This is a genomic window from Pseudomonas ogarae, from assembly GCF_014268695.2.
Taxonomy (GTDB): Bacteria; Pseudomonadota; Gammaproteobacteria; order Pseudomonadales; family Pseudomonadaceae; genus Aquipseudomonas; species Aquipseudomonas kilonensis.
Window position 1 is genome coordinate 2,289,542 of sequence record NZ_CP077086.1, and the last position, 14,289, is coordinate 2,303,830.

10 protein-coding genes are annotated in these 14,289 nt (G+C 61.4%); 6 read left to right on the plus strand and 4 right to left on the minus strand.

Features of this window, described 5'->3' with window-relative positions:
* Positions 1–36 precede the first annotated feature (36 nt).
* Entirely contained in the window at positions 37–1,386 is a 1,350-nt protein-coding gene (locus HU749_RS10230) for a hypothetical protein (RefSeq protein WP_095961982.1), read from the plus strand.
* A gap of 97 nt (positions 1,387–1,483) precedes the next feature.
* Positions 1,484–2,503 (plus strand): quinone-dependent dihydroorotate dehydrogenase, encoded by a 1,020-nt coding sequence (locus HU749_RS10235; protein ID WP_186650280.1) that lies wholly within the window; start codon positions 1,484–1,486, stop codon positions 2,501–2,503.
* Positions 2,504–2,770: 267 nt separating this feature from the next.
* On the opposite strand, the gene rmf is transcribed toward HU749_RS10235, so the two are convergent.
* Entirely contained in the window at positions 2,771–2,986 is a 216-nt protein-coding gene (rmf, locus tag HU749_RS10240) for a ribosome modulation factor (RefSeq protein WP_003223300.1), read from the minus strand.
* A gap of 531 nt (positions 2,987–3,517) precedes the next feature.
* Between rmf and rlmKL the strand changes: the two genes are divergently transcribed.
* Positions 3,518–5,788, plus strand: a complete 2,271-nt coding sequence (gene rlmKL / locus HU749_RS10245; protein WP_079302155.1) for a bifunctional 23S rRNA (guanine(2069)-N(7))-methyltransferase RlmK/23S rRNA (guanine(2445)-N(2))-methyltransferase RlmL — start codon at positions 3,518–3,520, stop codon at positions 5,786–5,788.
* A gap of 143 nt (positions 5,789–5,931) precedes the next feature.
* The gene (locus tag HU749_RS10250; protein WP_186650283.1) at positions 5,932–8,316 is read left to right on the plus strand and encodes a sensor domain-containing diguanylate cyclase; all 2,385 of its coding nucleotides are present in this window, start codon (positions 5,932–5,934) and stop codon (positions 8,314–8,316) included.
* 134 nt (positions 8,317–8,450) lie between these two features.
* Here the strand turns inward: HU749_RS10250 and dacB are convergent, their stop codons facing one another.
* Positions 8,451–9,917 (minus strand): D-alanyl-D-alanine carboxypeptidase/D-alanyl-D-alanine endopeptidase, encoded by a 1,467-nt coding sequence (dacB, locus tag HU749_RS10255; RefSeq protein ID WP_186650286.1) that lies wholly within the window; start codon positions 9,915–9,917, stop codon positions 8,451–8,453.
* Positions 9,918–10,148: 231 nt separating this feature from the next.
* On the opposite strand from dacB, the gene HU749_RS10260 reads away from it, so the two are divergent.
* Positions 10,149–10,493: a YggL family protein gene (locus HU749_RS10260; RefSeq protein ID WP_003199553.1), complete on the plus strand. Its 345-nt coding sequence runs from the start codon at positions 10,149–10,151 to the stop codon at positions 10,491–10,493.
* A 158-nt stretch (positions 10,494–10,651) separates the two neighbouring features.
* On the opposite strand, the gene HU749_RS10265 is transcribed toward HU749_RS10260, so the two are convergent.
* Entirely contained in the window at positions 10,652–11,842 is a 1,191-nt protein-coding gene (locus HU749_RS10265) for a benzoate/H(+) symporter BenE family transporter (protein WP_079302153.1), read from the minus strand.
* Between the two features lie 244 nt (positions 11,843–12,086).
* Here HU749_RS10265 and HU749_RS10270 point away from each other — a divergent pair, with 244 nt between their 5' ends.
* Complete coding sequence (locus HU749_RS10270; protein ID WP_003183531.1) at positions 12,087–12,851, plus strand: GntR family transcriptional regulator; 765 nt, start codon at positions 12,087–12,089, stop codon at positions 12,849–12,851.
* A gap of 122 nt (positions 12,852–12,973) precedes the next feature.
* Here HU749_RS10270 and guaD read toward each other — a convergent pair whose 3' ends face one another.
* Positions 12,974–14,278, minus strand: coding sequence for a guanine deaminase (gene guaD, locus HU749_RS10275; RefSeq protein WP_079302152.1), 1,305 nt, complete (start codon positions 14,276–14,278; stop codon positions 12,974–12,976).
* Between the last annotated feature and the right edge of the window lie 11 nt (positions 14,279–14,289).

A 14,289-nucleotide genomic window follows, 5' to 3' on the forward strand; every position in this document is an offset into this window, starting at 1 on the left:
AGAAAATTGCTATTTAAATAACAAGGAGAAATAAATATGCGACTCGAAATGTCATCTGTCCCTTCCATGATTTCCACAGAGTCCGGTTGCGTTTCATCCTTAGAATCGACGATCTGCTCGCTTGATGTTTCGACGGTGGCGGTTGGGGATTTTAGGGTGAGCGATTTAGGAACATCCAAGCAAGTCGTCGCGGGTCTGGAGCGTCTAGATCGCTCGATAGCGCTTTCGTTAGATCAATTGTCGGGCAATTTGGGTGAGTCAGGCCGCAATATTTTGGCGCACGTTGAACGCTACACCCTCACCGGTGAAATTCACCCCGAGGCTGGGTTTGGTGACAGTTTAAAGGGAGCTTTAAACACCGAAAACCGTGAAGGTCGATTGAAGGCTGTACTCGAAGCCGGCCTGGGACTGCTCGAAGCCGCGAAAAGGCCCGGACTCAATCTGCTAAATATCACCGGGCGCACCGGTTTGATCATTGTGCTGGCTACCCTTTTGCGTGAATACATTGCCTCTCTCGTCGTGCACGCTACCCGCGAAGGCGATACACCTGAGGCCTCCCAGGCGTGGGCGGCCGTTGCGCTGGCAATGACGGGGCCTGTGCTGACGCTGATAGGGGCCGTCGGCAGGGAGTTCGAAGGGGAGGCGACCTTGCGTTCAAGACTGTCGTGTATCGGCATGGCGAGCGCGGTGATGGGAAGTGCGATCATGGCATGTGTCACGGGCACGGCCTCGAAGCTATTCCCCGCAATGATCGGCGGAGTTGTCTATAACACGGCCAGGGCCGTGGCTGAATCCTTCTTTCCTTTGAAGGACAATGCGGAGCGTGCGAACGTAATGACAACCGGGGTTACAGCGGCGGTTCACGGCGCCGTCTTCGGTATGCTGAGGGAGCTGGGTAGCGTTATGCCGTTGAGCGGTCCCGCCAGGGCTGCCGCGGAGCTGGGTTACGATTTCGGGGCGGACGCTATTCAAGCTGGGCTCAATGGTCTCGGAATGGTAGTCGATACGGTCGTCTCGATTCTCTGTAAAAGTTGGCATGTGCTGTCACCCTCGCGAGGACTGGACTCGGTACTTTCTGATCCGGAATCTTTGCAACGAATAGTCTTGGAAGTGCGAGCTGGCGTGCAACGACCCACTAGCGCCCAATTGGCGGACGCTCTGACTCTTGGGGGACTACGTCTCTCGTTTGGTCATACTGTCAATCTGGTCGGAGGCGCGGCAGCGTTATGGTTAAGTGAGTCCGAGGTCGGCGACGATACTCAAGGCCATATCGTCAATGGCTGTCTCGCTGTGATGATGATGCTTCTTTACTTCCCTCTCATCTTTGGCAACTTGAAACGCACTGACCACACCTACGCGCTGCCCCAGGAAACACCCGTCCCTTGACCCAAACCGAGGAGCCGGCAACCATCGGTTGCTCGCTCCCATCCCTCCACCCCGCTATAATCCGCGCCTCATTTCTTCGAACGAGTCAAACCCACCCATGTACACCCTGGCCCGTGAGCTGCTGTTCAAACTTTCCCCGGAAACCTCCCACGACTTGTCCCTGGACCTGATCGGTGCGGGCGGACGTTTGGGCCTCAATGGGTTGCTGTGCAAGGCCCCGGCAAAATTGCCGGTGACGGTCATGGGCCTGGAATTCCCCAACCCGGTCGGGTTGGCGGCGGGCCTGGACAAGAATGGCGCGGCCATCGACGGGTTCGCCCAGTTGGGTTTCGGTTTCGTGGAAATCGGCACCGTCACCCCCCGACCGCAGCCGGGCAACCCCAAGCCACGGCTTTTCCGCCTGCCGCAAGCCGAGGCGATCATCAACCGCATGGGGTTCAACAACCTGGGCGTCGATCATCTGCTGGCCCGTGTGGCCGCGGCCAAGTACAAGGGCGTGCTGGGCATCAACATCGGCAAGAATTTCGACACGCCGGTGGAGCGCGCCGTCGACGACTACCTGATTTGCCTGGACAAGGTCTACGCCCACGCCAGCTACGTGACCGTCAACGTCAGCTCCCCCAACACCCCGGGGCTGCGCAGCCTGCAATTCGGTGATTCGCTCAAGCAACTGCTGGCCGACCTGGCTCGGCGTCGTGCGGAACTGGCGTTGATTCACGGCCGGCACGTGCCGCTGGCGATCAAGATCGCCCCGGACATGACCGACGAAGAAACCACCCAGGTAGCCCAGGCCCTGATCGAGACGGGCATGGACGCAGTAATCGCCACCAACACGACCCTGGGGCGCGAAGGTGTCGAAGGGCTGGAACACGGTGACGAGGCGGGTGGCTTGTCTGGCGCTCCAGTGCGTGACAAGAGCACCCACACCGTGAAGGTGCTGGCCGCTGAATTGGCGGGGCGCTTGCCGATCATCGCCGCGGGCGGAATTACCGAAGGCCGCCACGCCGCCGAGAAGATCACCGCCGGGGCGAGCCTGGTGCAGATTTATTCGGGCTTTGTCTACAAGGGGCCGGCGTTGATTCGTGAGTCGGTGGATGCGATTGCGGCGTTGGGTTGATTCTGTGGGAGCAAAGCTTGCTCGCGATGCGGGCGCCTCGGTTCCAGACAGACCGCGTTGCCTTCATCGCGGGCAAGCCTTGCTCCCACAGAGCCTTGCCACAACAGTGTTTGCAACTCAGGCACTCACCGTACTCTTGAAACCCAGGCATTAAAAAGGGCTCCTCGAAGGAGCCCCCTGGGCCGTAGCCCGCCGTCCGGATGGGACGTGCGTGGTTAAATCGATATGGGTGTCAGATTGTCGAGTTCTTGAGTATTAAGCCCTGTGTCAGCCGACGGCGTGAAGTTCGTTGAGTCTATGGATACCCGCAGTGCCGGTCATACCGTCCCAGTTGTCGCCGCGTCCTTCTCGCCAGCCATTGATCCAGGCTTGACGTACCGACGGTAGAGTAAAGGGGCAAAGCTCACGGGATTTACCACCAACGCCATATTGGTAACCACGTAAAAATGCTCTTTCCAACGGATCACGCTTAAGTCTTCTCATAGGGTGTTGCCCTCACTTGTTGACTGTTACTTAGCGTCGACCTCTATCGAGGCCGGGGCAGAATCATTCTGCCGTTGGTGGCTCGTTGCCGGCGTGACGAGCCGAGGTGTTGACGCCGTTGCGACGTCAACCTGTGTTGAGTTCTAACCAAAGCGTCACATGGATGGAATGATCGTTTTGTCATAAGCACGTAACAATAAAGATGTTAGGGCGATAAGTAACTTGATGTTCGTTGACCGCTTTTGAGCAAGACCCCTGTATGATCGGCCCTGCGCCGAAAGGGGGAGGTCTGGCTCGGATGAGAATGTCCTCCCGCTGCACTCGGGTACTATTCGACGAAAGGGTCGAGTTTTCACAATTTGTTGCACAGAATCTTTTATCTGCCTTCGCATCTAAGCTCTTTTAACCTGAGCGGCGAGGGTGGCACGGCACACTTTCGTGCCACGCGGGTGCTCTTGAGAAAAGCACCTGATTGAACCCGGCCCGGCAATGCGTTGCCCGGTCCACTTAGCCAAAGGCTCTGGAAATCCCATGTCCGATCGTTTCGAACTCTTCCTCACTTGCCCCAAGGGCCTCGAAGGCCTGCTCATCGAGGAAGCCGTCGGGCTTGGCCTTGAAGAGGCGCGCGAGCACACCTCGGCCGTGCGCGGCATGGCCGACATGGAAACGGCATATCGCCTGTGCCTGTGGTCGCGCCTGGCCAACCGCGTGTTGCTGGTGCTCAAGCGCTTCCCGATGAAGGACGCCGAAGACCTGTACCACGGTGTGCTGGATGTCGACTGGCAAGACCACATGCTGGCCGATGGCACCCTGGCGGTGGAGTTCAGTGGCCACGGCTCGGGCATCGACAACACCCATTTCGGCGCCTTGAAGGTCAAGGACGCCATCGTCGACAAGCTGCGCACGCCGTCGGGCGAGCGACCATCCATCGACAAGCTCAACCCGGACCTGCGCATCCACCTGCGCCTGGACCGCGGCGAAGCGATCCTCTCCCTCGACCTTTCCGGCCACAGCCTGCACCAGCGCGGTTATCGCCTGCAGCAAGGTGCCGCGCCGCTGAAGGAAAACCTCGCTGCCGCGATCCTGATCCGCGCCGGTTGGCCGCGCATTGCCGCTGAAGGCGGGGCGCTGGCCGACCCGATGTGCGGCGTGGGTACGTTCCTGGTGGAAGCCGGGATGATCGCCGCCGACATGGCGCCGAACCTGCGCCGCCAGCAGTGGGGCTTCACCGCCTGGCTTGGCCATGTGCCGGCGTTGTGGAAGAAACTCCACGAAGAGGCCACCGACCGTGCCGCCGCCGGGCTGGCCAAGCCGCCGCTGTGGATTCGCGGCTACGAAGCCGACCCACGGCTGATCCAGCCGGGCCGCAACAACGTCGAACGTGCCGGCCTGAGCGAGTGGATCAAGATATATCAAGGCGAAGTCGCCACCTTCGAGCCGCGTCCAGACCAGAACCAGAAGGGCCTGGTGATCTGCAACCCGCCGTACGGCGAGCGTCTGGGCGACGAAGCCAGCCTGCTTTACCTCTACCAGAACCTCGGTGAACGCCTGCGCCAGGCCTGCTTGAACTGGGAGGCGGCGGTGTTCACCGGCGCGCCGGACCTGGGCAAGCGCATGGGTATTCGTAGCCACAAGCAGTATTCGTTCTGGAACGGCGCCTTGCCGTGCAAGTTGCTGCTGATCAAGGTGTTGCCGGACCAGTTCGTCACTGGCGAACGTCGCACCCCGGAACAGCGTCAGGCCGAGCGTGAACAGGCCGCCTACGATCAGGCCCCCGAAGTACCGCAAGAGCGCCAGTACAACAAGAACGGCAACCCGATCAAGCCAGCAGCGGCGCCGGCCCCAGTGGTCGAGCAGGCGCGGTTGAGCGAAGGCGGGCAGATGTTCGCCAATCGCCTGCAAAAAAACCTCAAGTTGCTGAGTAAGTGGGCCAAGCGTGAAGGCGTGGACTGCTATCGGGTCTACGATGCCGACATGCCGGAATATTCCATGGCCATCGACCTGTACCACGACTGGGTGCACGTCCAGGAATACGTCGCGCCGAAGTCCATCGATCCGGAAAAAGCCTCGGCCCGGCTGTTCGACGCCCTGGCGGCGATTCCCCAGGCGCTGAACGTGGACAAGAGTCGCGTGGTGATCAAGCGTCGCGAGCGCCAGAGCGGCACCAAGCAGTACGAGCGCCAGAGCGCCCAGGGCAAGTTCACCGAGGTCAACGAAGGTGGCGTGAAGCTGCTGGTCAACCTCACCGACTACCTGGACACCGGGCTGTTTCTCGACCATCGGCCGATGCGCCTGCGGATCCAGAAAGAGGCGGCCGGCAAGCGTTTCCTCAACCTGTTCTGCTACACCGCGACCGCCAGCGTCCACGCTGCCAAGGGTGGTGCTCGGAGCACCACCAGCGTCGACCTGTCGAAAACCTATCTGGATTGGGCACGGCGTAACCTGTCGCTCAATGGTTTTTCCGACAAGAACCGCCTGGAGCAGGGCGACGTGATGGCCTGGCTGGAAGCCAGCCGTGACGAGTACGACCTGATCTTCATCGACCCGCCGACCTTCTCCAACTCCAAGCGCATGGAAGGCGTGTTCGATGTGCAGCGTGACCACGTCCAGTTGCTGGACCTGGCCATGGCGCGCCTGGCGCCGGGCGGTGTGCTGTATTTCTCCAACAACTTCCGCAAGTTCCAGCTCGAGGACAACCTCGGCGAGCGTTATGCGGTGGAAGAAATCACCGCCAAGACGATCGATCCGGATTTCGCCCGCAACGGCAAGATCCACCGCGCCTGGAAGATCATGGCGCGTTGAGTCGGGGCTGATTGGATCCACGAAGCCTTGTAGTTCAAGGCTTCTAGCCTCGTTTGGGGACTGGTCAAAGTGATGGCGAATAGCTATAACTTAGGCTGTGTCCAGGGCTGTGCCTATGCCTGGTTCCTTTCTGAGTTGTATTTATGGCATTGCATCAGGTACGTCCCAGGATCCTGGGCTTTATCAGCGAAGACGTGTCGGCCTGGCTGGTCGCTTCGCTGGTCCTGCTGGCCGGTATGTTCCTGACCGGGTTGCTGACCTGGGCGATGATGAACCTGTTCAATCAGCAATTGCGCCAGCGCTTCGAGCTGCAAGCCGAGGAGCGCTTCAGCCGCATCGAAGAACGATTCCAGGATCAGGAGCAACGCCTCGACAGCCTCAGACGTTTCTTTGCCAACTCCGAAGGGGTCTCCAACAACGAATTCCGTGGTTACGCCGACGCACTGTTGCGCCGCACCCGGGCCTTCGCCTGGGCGCCGAGGGTGCTGCCGGACGAACGGTACGCATTCGAACAGCAGGCGCAGGCTGAAGGGGCCACTCAATTCACGATCCGCGAGGTGGACGGTAGCGGTGGCCTGCGACGGGCCGCCGAACGGGACGAATACGCACCGCTGCTCTACATCCAGAGCCAGGCCTCCTACGGGACACCGCTGGGCCTGGACCTGCTTTCCGAACCCTTGCGCCGTGCCGCCGTTGAGCGGGCCCGCCAGCGAGGCGGACCGGTGGTCTCGCAGCCATTGGACCTGATGGGCGCCGACCCGGTATTTACCCGTGGTGTCCTGCTGGTTGCGCCGGTCATCCGGGAATCGGCCAGCGAACCGTTCGGCTACGTGGTGGCGGCCATCAGCATGCGGCAACTGGCGGGCGATGGACTGCCGGCGTCCGGCCACGACAATCTGTCGATGCGTATCATGGATCCGTCTCCCCAAAGCGGCGAGGAGGCGCTGTTCGAGTCCCGCAACCCGCCGGGCCAGAGCGATTTGGCGGCGAGCCGCTTGCTACGCCTGGCCGATCGCGACTACCGGGTGGAGCTGCGACCCAGCCGGGTGTTCCTGTCTACCAATCATTCTTCGGTCACCAGCATGGTGATATTCGGCGGTTTGCTCAGCCTGCTACTCAGCGCCTTGCTCTATGTGCTGGTCAGCCAGCGGCAGCGGGCCTTGAAACTGGTGGAGCAGCGTACCCGTGAACTGCGCGCCCGGGAGCAGGAGCTGCGCGGTACCCATGGCCAGTTGCGCGGTGTGCTGGACGCCGCGACCCAGGTCGCGATCATCGCCACTGACCTGCGTGGCGTCATCACCACCTTCAACGCCGGTGCCGAACAGATGCTCGGTTACCAGAGCTGCGAGGTCCTGCAGAGCATGACCCTGGAAAGCCTGCATGTACCGCGCGAACTCCAGGCCCGCGCCGCCCAACTCGGCGCGCGCTTTGGCAAGCCGATTCCGACGTGTCACGCGATGCTGCTCGAGGGCGGCGAGCAGGGCGGGCAACAGGCGCGGGAGTGGACCCTGGTGCGCCGCGATGGCAGCCACTTGACCGTGAACATGCTTGCCACACCGATGCTCGATGATCAGGGGCTGTGGGTCGGGCACCTGGCGATCTGCATCGATATCACCGAACGCAAGCGTGTCCACGAAGCATTGGCTGCCCGTGACTTGTTGCTGAAAAAGCTCAGTGCCCACGTGCCCGGTGGCATCTACCAGTTCAAAATGGATTTCAATGGTCGCTTCAGCGTGATCTATGCCAGCGACGGCATTCGCGACATCTATGAAATGGAACCCGATGTGCTGGTGCAGAACGCCGAGGCGATTTTCTCGCGGATCCACCCGTTGGACAGTACGCGCGTCCGCGCTTCGATTCGTGCTTCGGCCCATACCTTGAGCCCGTGGCGGGAAGAGTATCGGGTGCAATTGCCCCTGCGCGGGCTGCGCTGGGTACGTGGCGAGGCCACGCCCGAGGAGCTGCCCGGCGGCGGAGTGTTGTGGCATGGCTATGTCTCGGATATTTCCGACCTCAAACGGGTGGAAGAAGAGCTGCGGGCCTTGTCCGTCACCGATGCCCTGACCGGCATTCGCAACCGCCGCTATTTCCAGGATCGCCTGACTTCGGAGATGGCTCGGGTCGAGCGCGGTTCCGGGGGGCTGGCGGTCATCATGCTCGACATTGACCACTTCAAGCGCATCAACGACCAGCATGGTCACGCAGTGGGCGACCGGGTGTTGCAGGCGGTCTGCCAGCGCGTCGCCCAACGGTTGCGTCGTACCGATGTGTTCTGCCGGCTGGGTGGGGAAGAGTTCGTCGTGCTGTGCCCGGACACCGACAGCGAAAGCGCCTACACCTTGGCATTGGAGTTGTGGGAAGGCTTGCGGGCGGCGCCCATCGAGGGTGTGGGGTTTGTCACCGCCAGCTTCGGTATCGCCACCTGGCGCGCCGGGGAGGGCGCCGATGCGTTGCTGCTAAGGGCTGACTCGGGCGTGTATGCGGCCAAGCAGGCCGGGCGCGATCGGGTTGAGGTGCAGTTGGGCTAGCCACTCTGGCTGGGTATATGGGTAAAGTGTGGGAGCGGGCTTGCTCGCGAAGGCGGCGTATCAGTCAACGAAGTTGTTGAATGTTACACCGCCTTCGCGAGCAAGCCCGCTCCCACAGTTGATCTCTGGTGGGGTTAGAGCACCGAAGCCGTCTGCGGCAGTTTCGGCTGGCGATACAGGTCCAGCAGCACCTGGTCCAGCACCGACGAGGCGCCCCATGGTTTTGGATCGTTGAGAATCGCTACCACCGCCCAGGTATTGCCATTGATGTCACGGCTGTAGCCGGCGATGGCGCGGACGGTGTTCAGGGTCCCGGTCTTGACGTGGGCTTCGCCGGCCATCGCGGTGGTCTTCAGGCGTTTGCGCATGGTGCCGTCGGTGCCGGCAATCGGCATCGAACTGATGAACTCGGCCGAGTACGGGCTGCGCCAGGCGGCTTGCAGCATGGCCGCCATTTCCCGGGCGCTGACCCGTTCGGCGCGGGACAGACCGGAGCCATTCTCCATCACCAGGTGCGGCGCGGTGATGCCTTTCTTGGCCAGCCACTGGCGCACCACCCGCTGCGCCGCCTTGGCGTCATCACCGTCGGCTTCGTTACGGAACTGCGCGCCGAGGCTCAGGAACAGTTGCTGGGCCATGGTGTTGTTACTGTATTTGTTGATGTCGCGGATGATTTCAGCCAAGTCCGGGGAGAACGCCCGGGCCAGGACCTTGGCGCTGCTCGGGGTCGCTGCCAGGCGGTCCTTGCCCTGGATGCTGCCGCCCAGCTCTTTCCAGATCGCTCGCACCGCACCGGCAGTGTAGGTGGCGTGATCCAGCAACGACAGGTAGGTCTGGGAGCTGCAACCGTCCCCGAGCTGGCCGCCGACGGTCACTGTCACGCTGCCGTCTGCTTGCGGTACCGGGTTGTAGCGCACGCCGCCGGCGCATTGCTTGGAATTGACGGCCTTGACCTGGTTTTCGATGCGAATGCTGGCGATCGGCGGCTCCACCGACACCAGCACCCGGCCGCTGTCATTGCGGGCAACGAAGCGCAGGGCCTTGAGGTTGACCAGCAGCGAGTCGGGCTTGACCAGGAACGGTTTGTTTTCGTCGTTGCCGTCGTCGTTGAATTCGGGCAGTTGCGGCTGGATGAAGAATCCACGGTCCAGCACCAGGTCGCCGGTGACCTGCTGCACGCCGTTGGCCCGCAGATCGCGCATCAGCAGCCAGAGTTTTTCCATGTTCAGCTTGGGATCGCCGCCGCCCTTGAGATACAGGTTGCCGTTGAGGATCCCGCCGTTGAGAGTGCCGTCGGTGTAGAACTCGGTTTTCCACTGGTGATTGGGGCCGAGCATTTCCAGGGCCGCGTAGGTGGTCACCAGCTTCATGGTGGACGCCGGGTTCACCGAGACGTCGGCGTTGTACAGGGTAGGAGTGCCGGGGCCGTTGAGTGGCACCATCACCAGGGACAGCGCGTCGTTCTGCAGCTTGCTGTTCTTGAGCGCCTTTTGCACGTTGGGCGACAGGGCGGTGTTGATGGTGGCGGCGTAGCTGGTGACAGGGAGGGCCAGGGGAAGAAGAAGGCTGGCCAGAAGCAGTGGACGCAAAGATTTGATCATTTGAAATAAAACCCTACGGGCGAGGGGGAAAAGACGAGGGCATGAAAATGAACGCCCTCAACGGTCATGAAAGTGTCGGCATTATGCCCCAAGCCGCAACGGCTGGGGCCGTGCCTGAGCCCTTCGGCTGCTATTTTTTACCGACGGTAGGTCGATACGCCCGATCAGTCGGGCAATCGACGCACCAAACTGGTAAAGTGCCGGCCGTTATTACTTATGAGGATTGTTCCAATGGCGACTAACCGTTCCCAGCGTCTGCGCAAAAAACTGTGCGTGGATGAATTTCAAGAGCTGGGTTTCGAACTGAACCTGGATTTCAAAGAAGATCTGGCCGATGAGGCTATTGACGCTTTCCTCGACGCTTTCCTGAAAGAAGCCATGGAAGCCAACGGCCTGGGCTACGTCGGCGGCGACGACTACGGTCTGGTTTGCCTGCAGAAGCGTGGCTCGGTTTCCGAAGAGCAGCGCGCTGCCGTTGAAGCCTGGCTCAAGGCGCGTCCTGAGCTGACCAGCGTTGAAGTCAGCCCGCTGATGGACGTCTGGTACCCGGAAAAGCCGATCAATCCGGTCGCTTGATGGTCAGAAACCGGCAGCCCTTTCGGGCGCCGGTTTTTTTGTGCCAGTCTGTTGGGTGGCTGTTGCCCTTCAGGCCGTTATCGCGAGCAAGCTCGCTCCCACAGTAGTGATGTGAACGACACACATCCCCTGTGGGAGCGAGCTTGCTCGCGATGCTTTCAATCGTTGCTCCAGTTCAGGATCAGCAGCGTCAGTACCCCCGCCACAATCCCCCAGAACGCCGAACCGATGGAGAACAGCGTCAGCCCCGACGCCGTGACCATGAAGGTGATCAGTGCCGCTTCCCGCTCCTTCACTTCGCTCATGGCGATGCTCAAACCGTTGATGATCGACCCGAACAGCGCCAAGGCCGCGATGGACAGCACCAGCTCCTTGGGCAGCGCCGCGAACAACGCCGCCAGCGTCGCGCCGAACACCCCGGCAATCCCGTAGAAAATCCCGCACCAGAGCGCCGCCGTGTAGCGCTTGTTGCGATCTTCGTGGGCATGGGGGCCGGTGCAGATGGCCGCGCTGATGGCCGCCAGGTTGATGCCATGGGAACCGAACGGTGCCAGCAGCAGCGAGGCGATGCCGGTGCTGGTGATCAGCGGCGATGCCGGCACGTTGTAGCCGTCGGCCCGCAGCACGGCGATGCCGGGCATGTTCTGCGAGGTCATCGCCACCACGAACAACGGAATGCCGATGCTGATGGTGGCCGCCAGGGAAAAGTGCGGCGTGGTCCAGACCGGCGTCGCGACTTCCAGGGCAAAGCCGCTGAAGTCCAACAGCCCCAGCAGGCCCGACAGCGCCGTGCCGATCAACAGTGCCGCCAGTACCGCGTAGCGGGGCGACAGGCGCTTGACGATCAGGTAAGTGAAAAACATCCCCAGCACCAGGCCGGTGCGATGCTGGGTGGCGACGAAGATTTCGCTGCCGATCTTGAACAGGATCCCCGCCAGCAACGCCGCCGCCAGTGACGCCGGAATACGTTTGACCAGGCGCTCGAAACTGCCGGTCAGGCCGCAGATCGTCACCAATACTGCACAGGTAATATAGGCGCCGATGGCCTCGCCATAACTCACGCCACCCAGGCTGGTGATCAGCAGTGCTGCGCCGGGTGTCGACCAGGCGATGGTGATGGGCGTGCGATAGCGCAGCGACAGGCCGATGGAACACACCGCCATGCCGATGGAGATCGCCCAGATCCACGAGGAAATCTGCCCGCTGGTCAGCCCGGCGGCCTGGCCGGCCTGGAACATCAGCACCAGGGAACTGGTGTAGCCGGTCATCATCGCGATGAACCCGGCGACGATGGCTGAAGGCGAGGTATCGGCCAATGGACGAAGTGGCGTGGTCGTGACTTCGGTCATGGTGGGCGGTGGTCCTTGTTGTAGATTGGCTGGGCTTGATCGCGCCACAGATTTTGGGTTTGCAGCCTAAACTCAACGCAGTAGCCGATTGCAATACAGCCATGCCCGCAAACAGCCGTACAGTCGTGTTGCCATCAGAGGTTGTGTACAATCGAGCTGTTTTTTACGCGATACTTGCCAGCGACCCGCTGTGCCGTATTACAGTCACGGTCAATTCGCCGCAGTTCTCCCGACTCGAGTGCCCATGAACGAACAGTTGCAGCCCCTCAAGAAACAACCGCGAGCCGGTAAAGCCGGCCGCAGCGGAACCCAGGACGATATTGTCTATGCGCATATCTTCGAGGCCATCCTCGAACAACGCCTGGCGCCCGGTACCAAGTTGAGCGAAGAGGCACTGGGGGAGATTTTCGGGGTCAGCCGCACGATCATTCGCCGGGCGCTGTCACGCCTGGCCCACGAAGGCGTGGTGCTGCTGCGGCCCAACCGCGGTGCCGTGGTGGCGAGCCCGAGTGTCGAAGAGGCTCGCCAGGTATTCATGGCCCGGCGCCTGGTAGAAAGGGCGATCACCGAATTGGCGGTGCAGCATGCCACGGCCGAACAATTGGCTGAGCTGCGGCAGATGGTCAGCGACGAGCGCGACAGTTTTTCCCGTGGCGACCGCGGCGCCGGCATCCGTCTGTCGGGCGAGTTCCACCTCAAGCTGGCCGAAGCGGCGAAGAACGCCCCGCTGATCAGCTTCCAGCGCAGCCTGGTGTCCCAGACGTCGCTGATCATCGCCCAGTACGAAAGCGGCAACCGTTCCCACTGCTCCTACGACGAACACACCCAGTTGATCGACGCCATCGAGGCCCGCGATGCCACGCTGGCAGTGGACCTGATGATGCATCACATGGATCACATCGACAGCAAGCTCAACCTCGACGAGGAAAGTGCGTCGGATGACTTGCATGCGGTGTTCTCGCACCTGCTGCAGAGCAAGAAGCCTGGGCGGTCGACGGCCAAGCTCTGAGGGTTGAATCAGTCATACCGCCAATCGCGAGCAAGCTCGCTCCCACAGTGGATTTGTGCTGTTCACATAACCTTTGTGGGAGCGAGCTTGCTCGCGATGGCGATTCAACAGGCAATAAAAATCTACCGCTGATGCACCAACTTACCTGCCGCATACGTCTGCGCCACCGCCCGGTCATCCCCCAGCGTCATCAACACGAACAACCGCTCGGCAATGTCCTTGGCCTGCTTGAGGCGATAACCCAGCAGCGGCGTGGCGTTGTAGTCCAGCACCAGGAAATCCGCGTCGGTACCCGGCTGCAACGTGCCGATTTTGTCCTCCAGGCGCAGGGCTCGGGCGCCGCCGAGGGTGGCCAGGTACAGCGACTTGAACGGGCTCAGCCGCGCGCCCTGCAACTGCATCACCTTGTAGGCTTCGTTCAGGGTTTGCAGCAGCGAAAAACTGGTGCCGCCACCCACGTCGGTACCCAATCCCACGTTCACTTTATGCTTCTCAGCCATCGGCAGGTTGAACAGGCCGCTGCCGAGGAAGAAGTTCGAGGTCGGGCAGAAGGCGATGGCCGAACCGGTCTCTGCCAGGCGTGCACATTCGTCGTCGCACAAATGCACGCCATGGGCGAACACTGAGCGCTCGCCGAGCAACTGGTAGTGATCGTAGACGTCCAGATAGCCCTTGCGCTCGGGGAACAGCTCCTTGACCCACTGCACCTCCTGCAGGTTCTCGCTGATGTGGGTCTGCATGTACAAGTCTGGGTATTCCCCCAGCAACTGACCGGCCAGGGCCAGTTGTTCCGGGGTGCTGGTGGGGGCGAAGCGCGGGGTCACCGCGTAGTGCAGGCGGCCCTTGCCGTGCCAGCGCTCGATCAGCGCCTTGCTCTCGGTGTAGCTGGATTCGGCAGTGTCGACCAGGTAGTCCGGGGCGTTGCGGTCCATCATCACTTTGCCGGCGATCATCCGCAGGTCGAGCTTCTGGGCCACTTCAAAAAACGAATTCACCGATTGCGGGTGCACGCTGCCGAACACCAGTGCGGTGGTGGTGCCGTTGCGCAGCAACTCCTTGACGAAAATATCGGCCACGGCATCGGCGTGGGCCTTGTCGGCGAACTGGCTTTCGCAGGGGAAGGTGTAGGTGTTGAGCCAGTCCAGCAATTGCTCGCCATAGGCGCCGACCATGCCGGTCTGTGGCAGATGGATGTGAGTGTCGATCAAGCCGGGGGTGATCAGCGCGTCCTGGTAATGAGTGACTTCGATGTCCGCTGCCAGGGTCGGCAGTAGGTCATGGGCGTGGCCGATGGCGCTGATCTGGCCGTTTTCCACCACCAGCAAGCCGTCTTCGAAATATTCATAGGACGCCTCGATACCGACTTCAGCTGGGTCGGCGAGGCTGTGGAGCAGGGCGGCGCGGTAGGCTTTGCGTGTCAGGGGCATGGGAATTCTCA

Bases quoted from the DNA above. Each gene is read 5' to 3' on its own strand.
- HU749_RS10230 (WP_095961982.1), top strand. From the start codon at position 37: ATGCGACTCGAAATGTCATCTGTCCCTTCCATGATTTCCACAGAGTCC.
- HU749_RS10235 (WP_186650280.1), top strand. From the start codon at position 1,484: ATGTACACCCTGGCCCGTGAGCTGCTGTTCAAACTTTCCCCGGAAACC.
- rmf (WP_003223300.1), bottom strand. From the start codon at position 2,986: ATGAGAAGACTTAAGCGTGATCCGTTGGAAAGAGCATTTTTACGTGGT.
- rlmKL (WP_079302155.1), top strand. From the start codon at position 3,518: ATGTCCGATCGTTTCGAACTCTTCCTCACTTGCCCCAAGGGCCTCGAA.
- HU749_RS10250 (WP_186650283.1), top strand. From the start codon at position 5,932: ATGGCATTGCATCAGGTACGTCCCAGGATCCTGGGCTTTATCAGCGAA.
- dacB (WP_186650286.1), bottom strand. From the start codon at position 9,917: ATGATCAAATCTTTGCGTCCACTGCTTCTGGCCAGCCTTCTTCTTCCC.
- HU749_RS10260 (WP_003199553.1), top strand. From the start codon at position 10,149: ATGGCGACTAACCGTTCCCAGCGTCTGCGCAAAAAACTGTGCGTGGAT.
- HU749_RS10265 (WP_079302153.1), bottom strand. From the start codon at position 11,842: ATGACCGAAGTCACGACCACGCCACTTCGTCCATTGGCCGATACCTCG.
- HU749_RS10270 (WP_003183531.1), top strand. From the start codon at position 12,087: ATGAACGAACAGTTGCAGCCCCTCAAGAAACAACCGCGAGCCGGTAAA.
- guaD (WP_079302152.1), bottom strand. From the start codon at position 14,278: ATGCCCCTGACACGCAAAGCCTACCGCGCCGCCCTGCTCCACAGCCTC.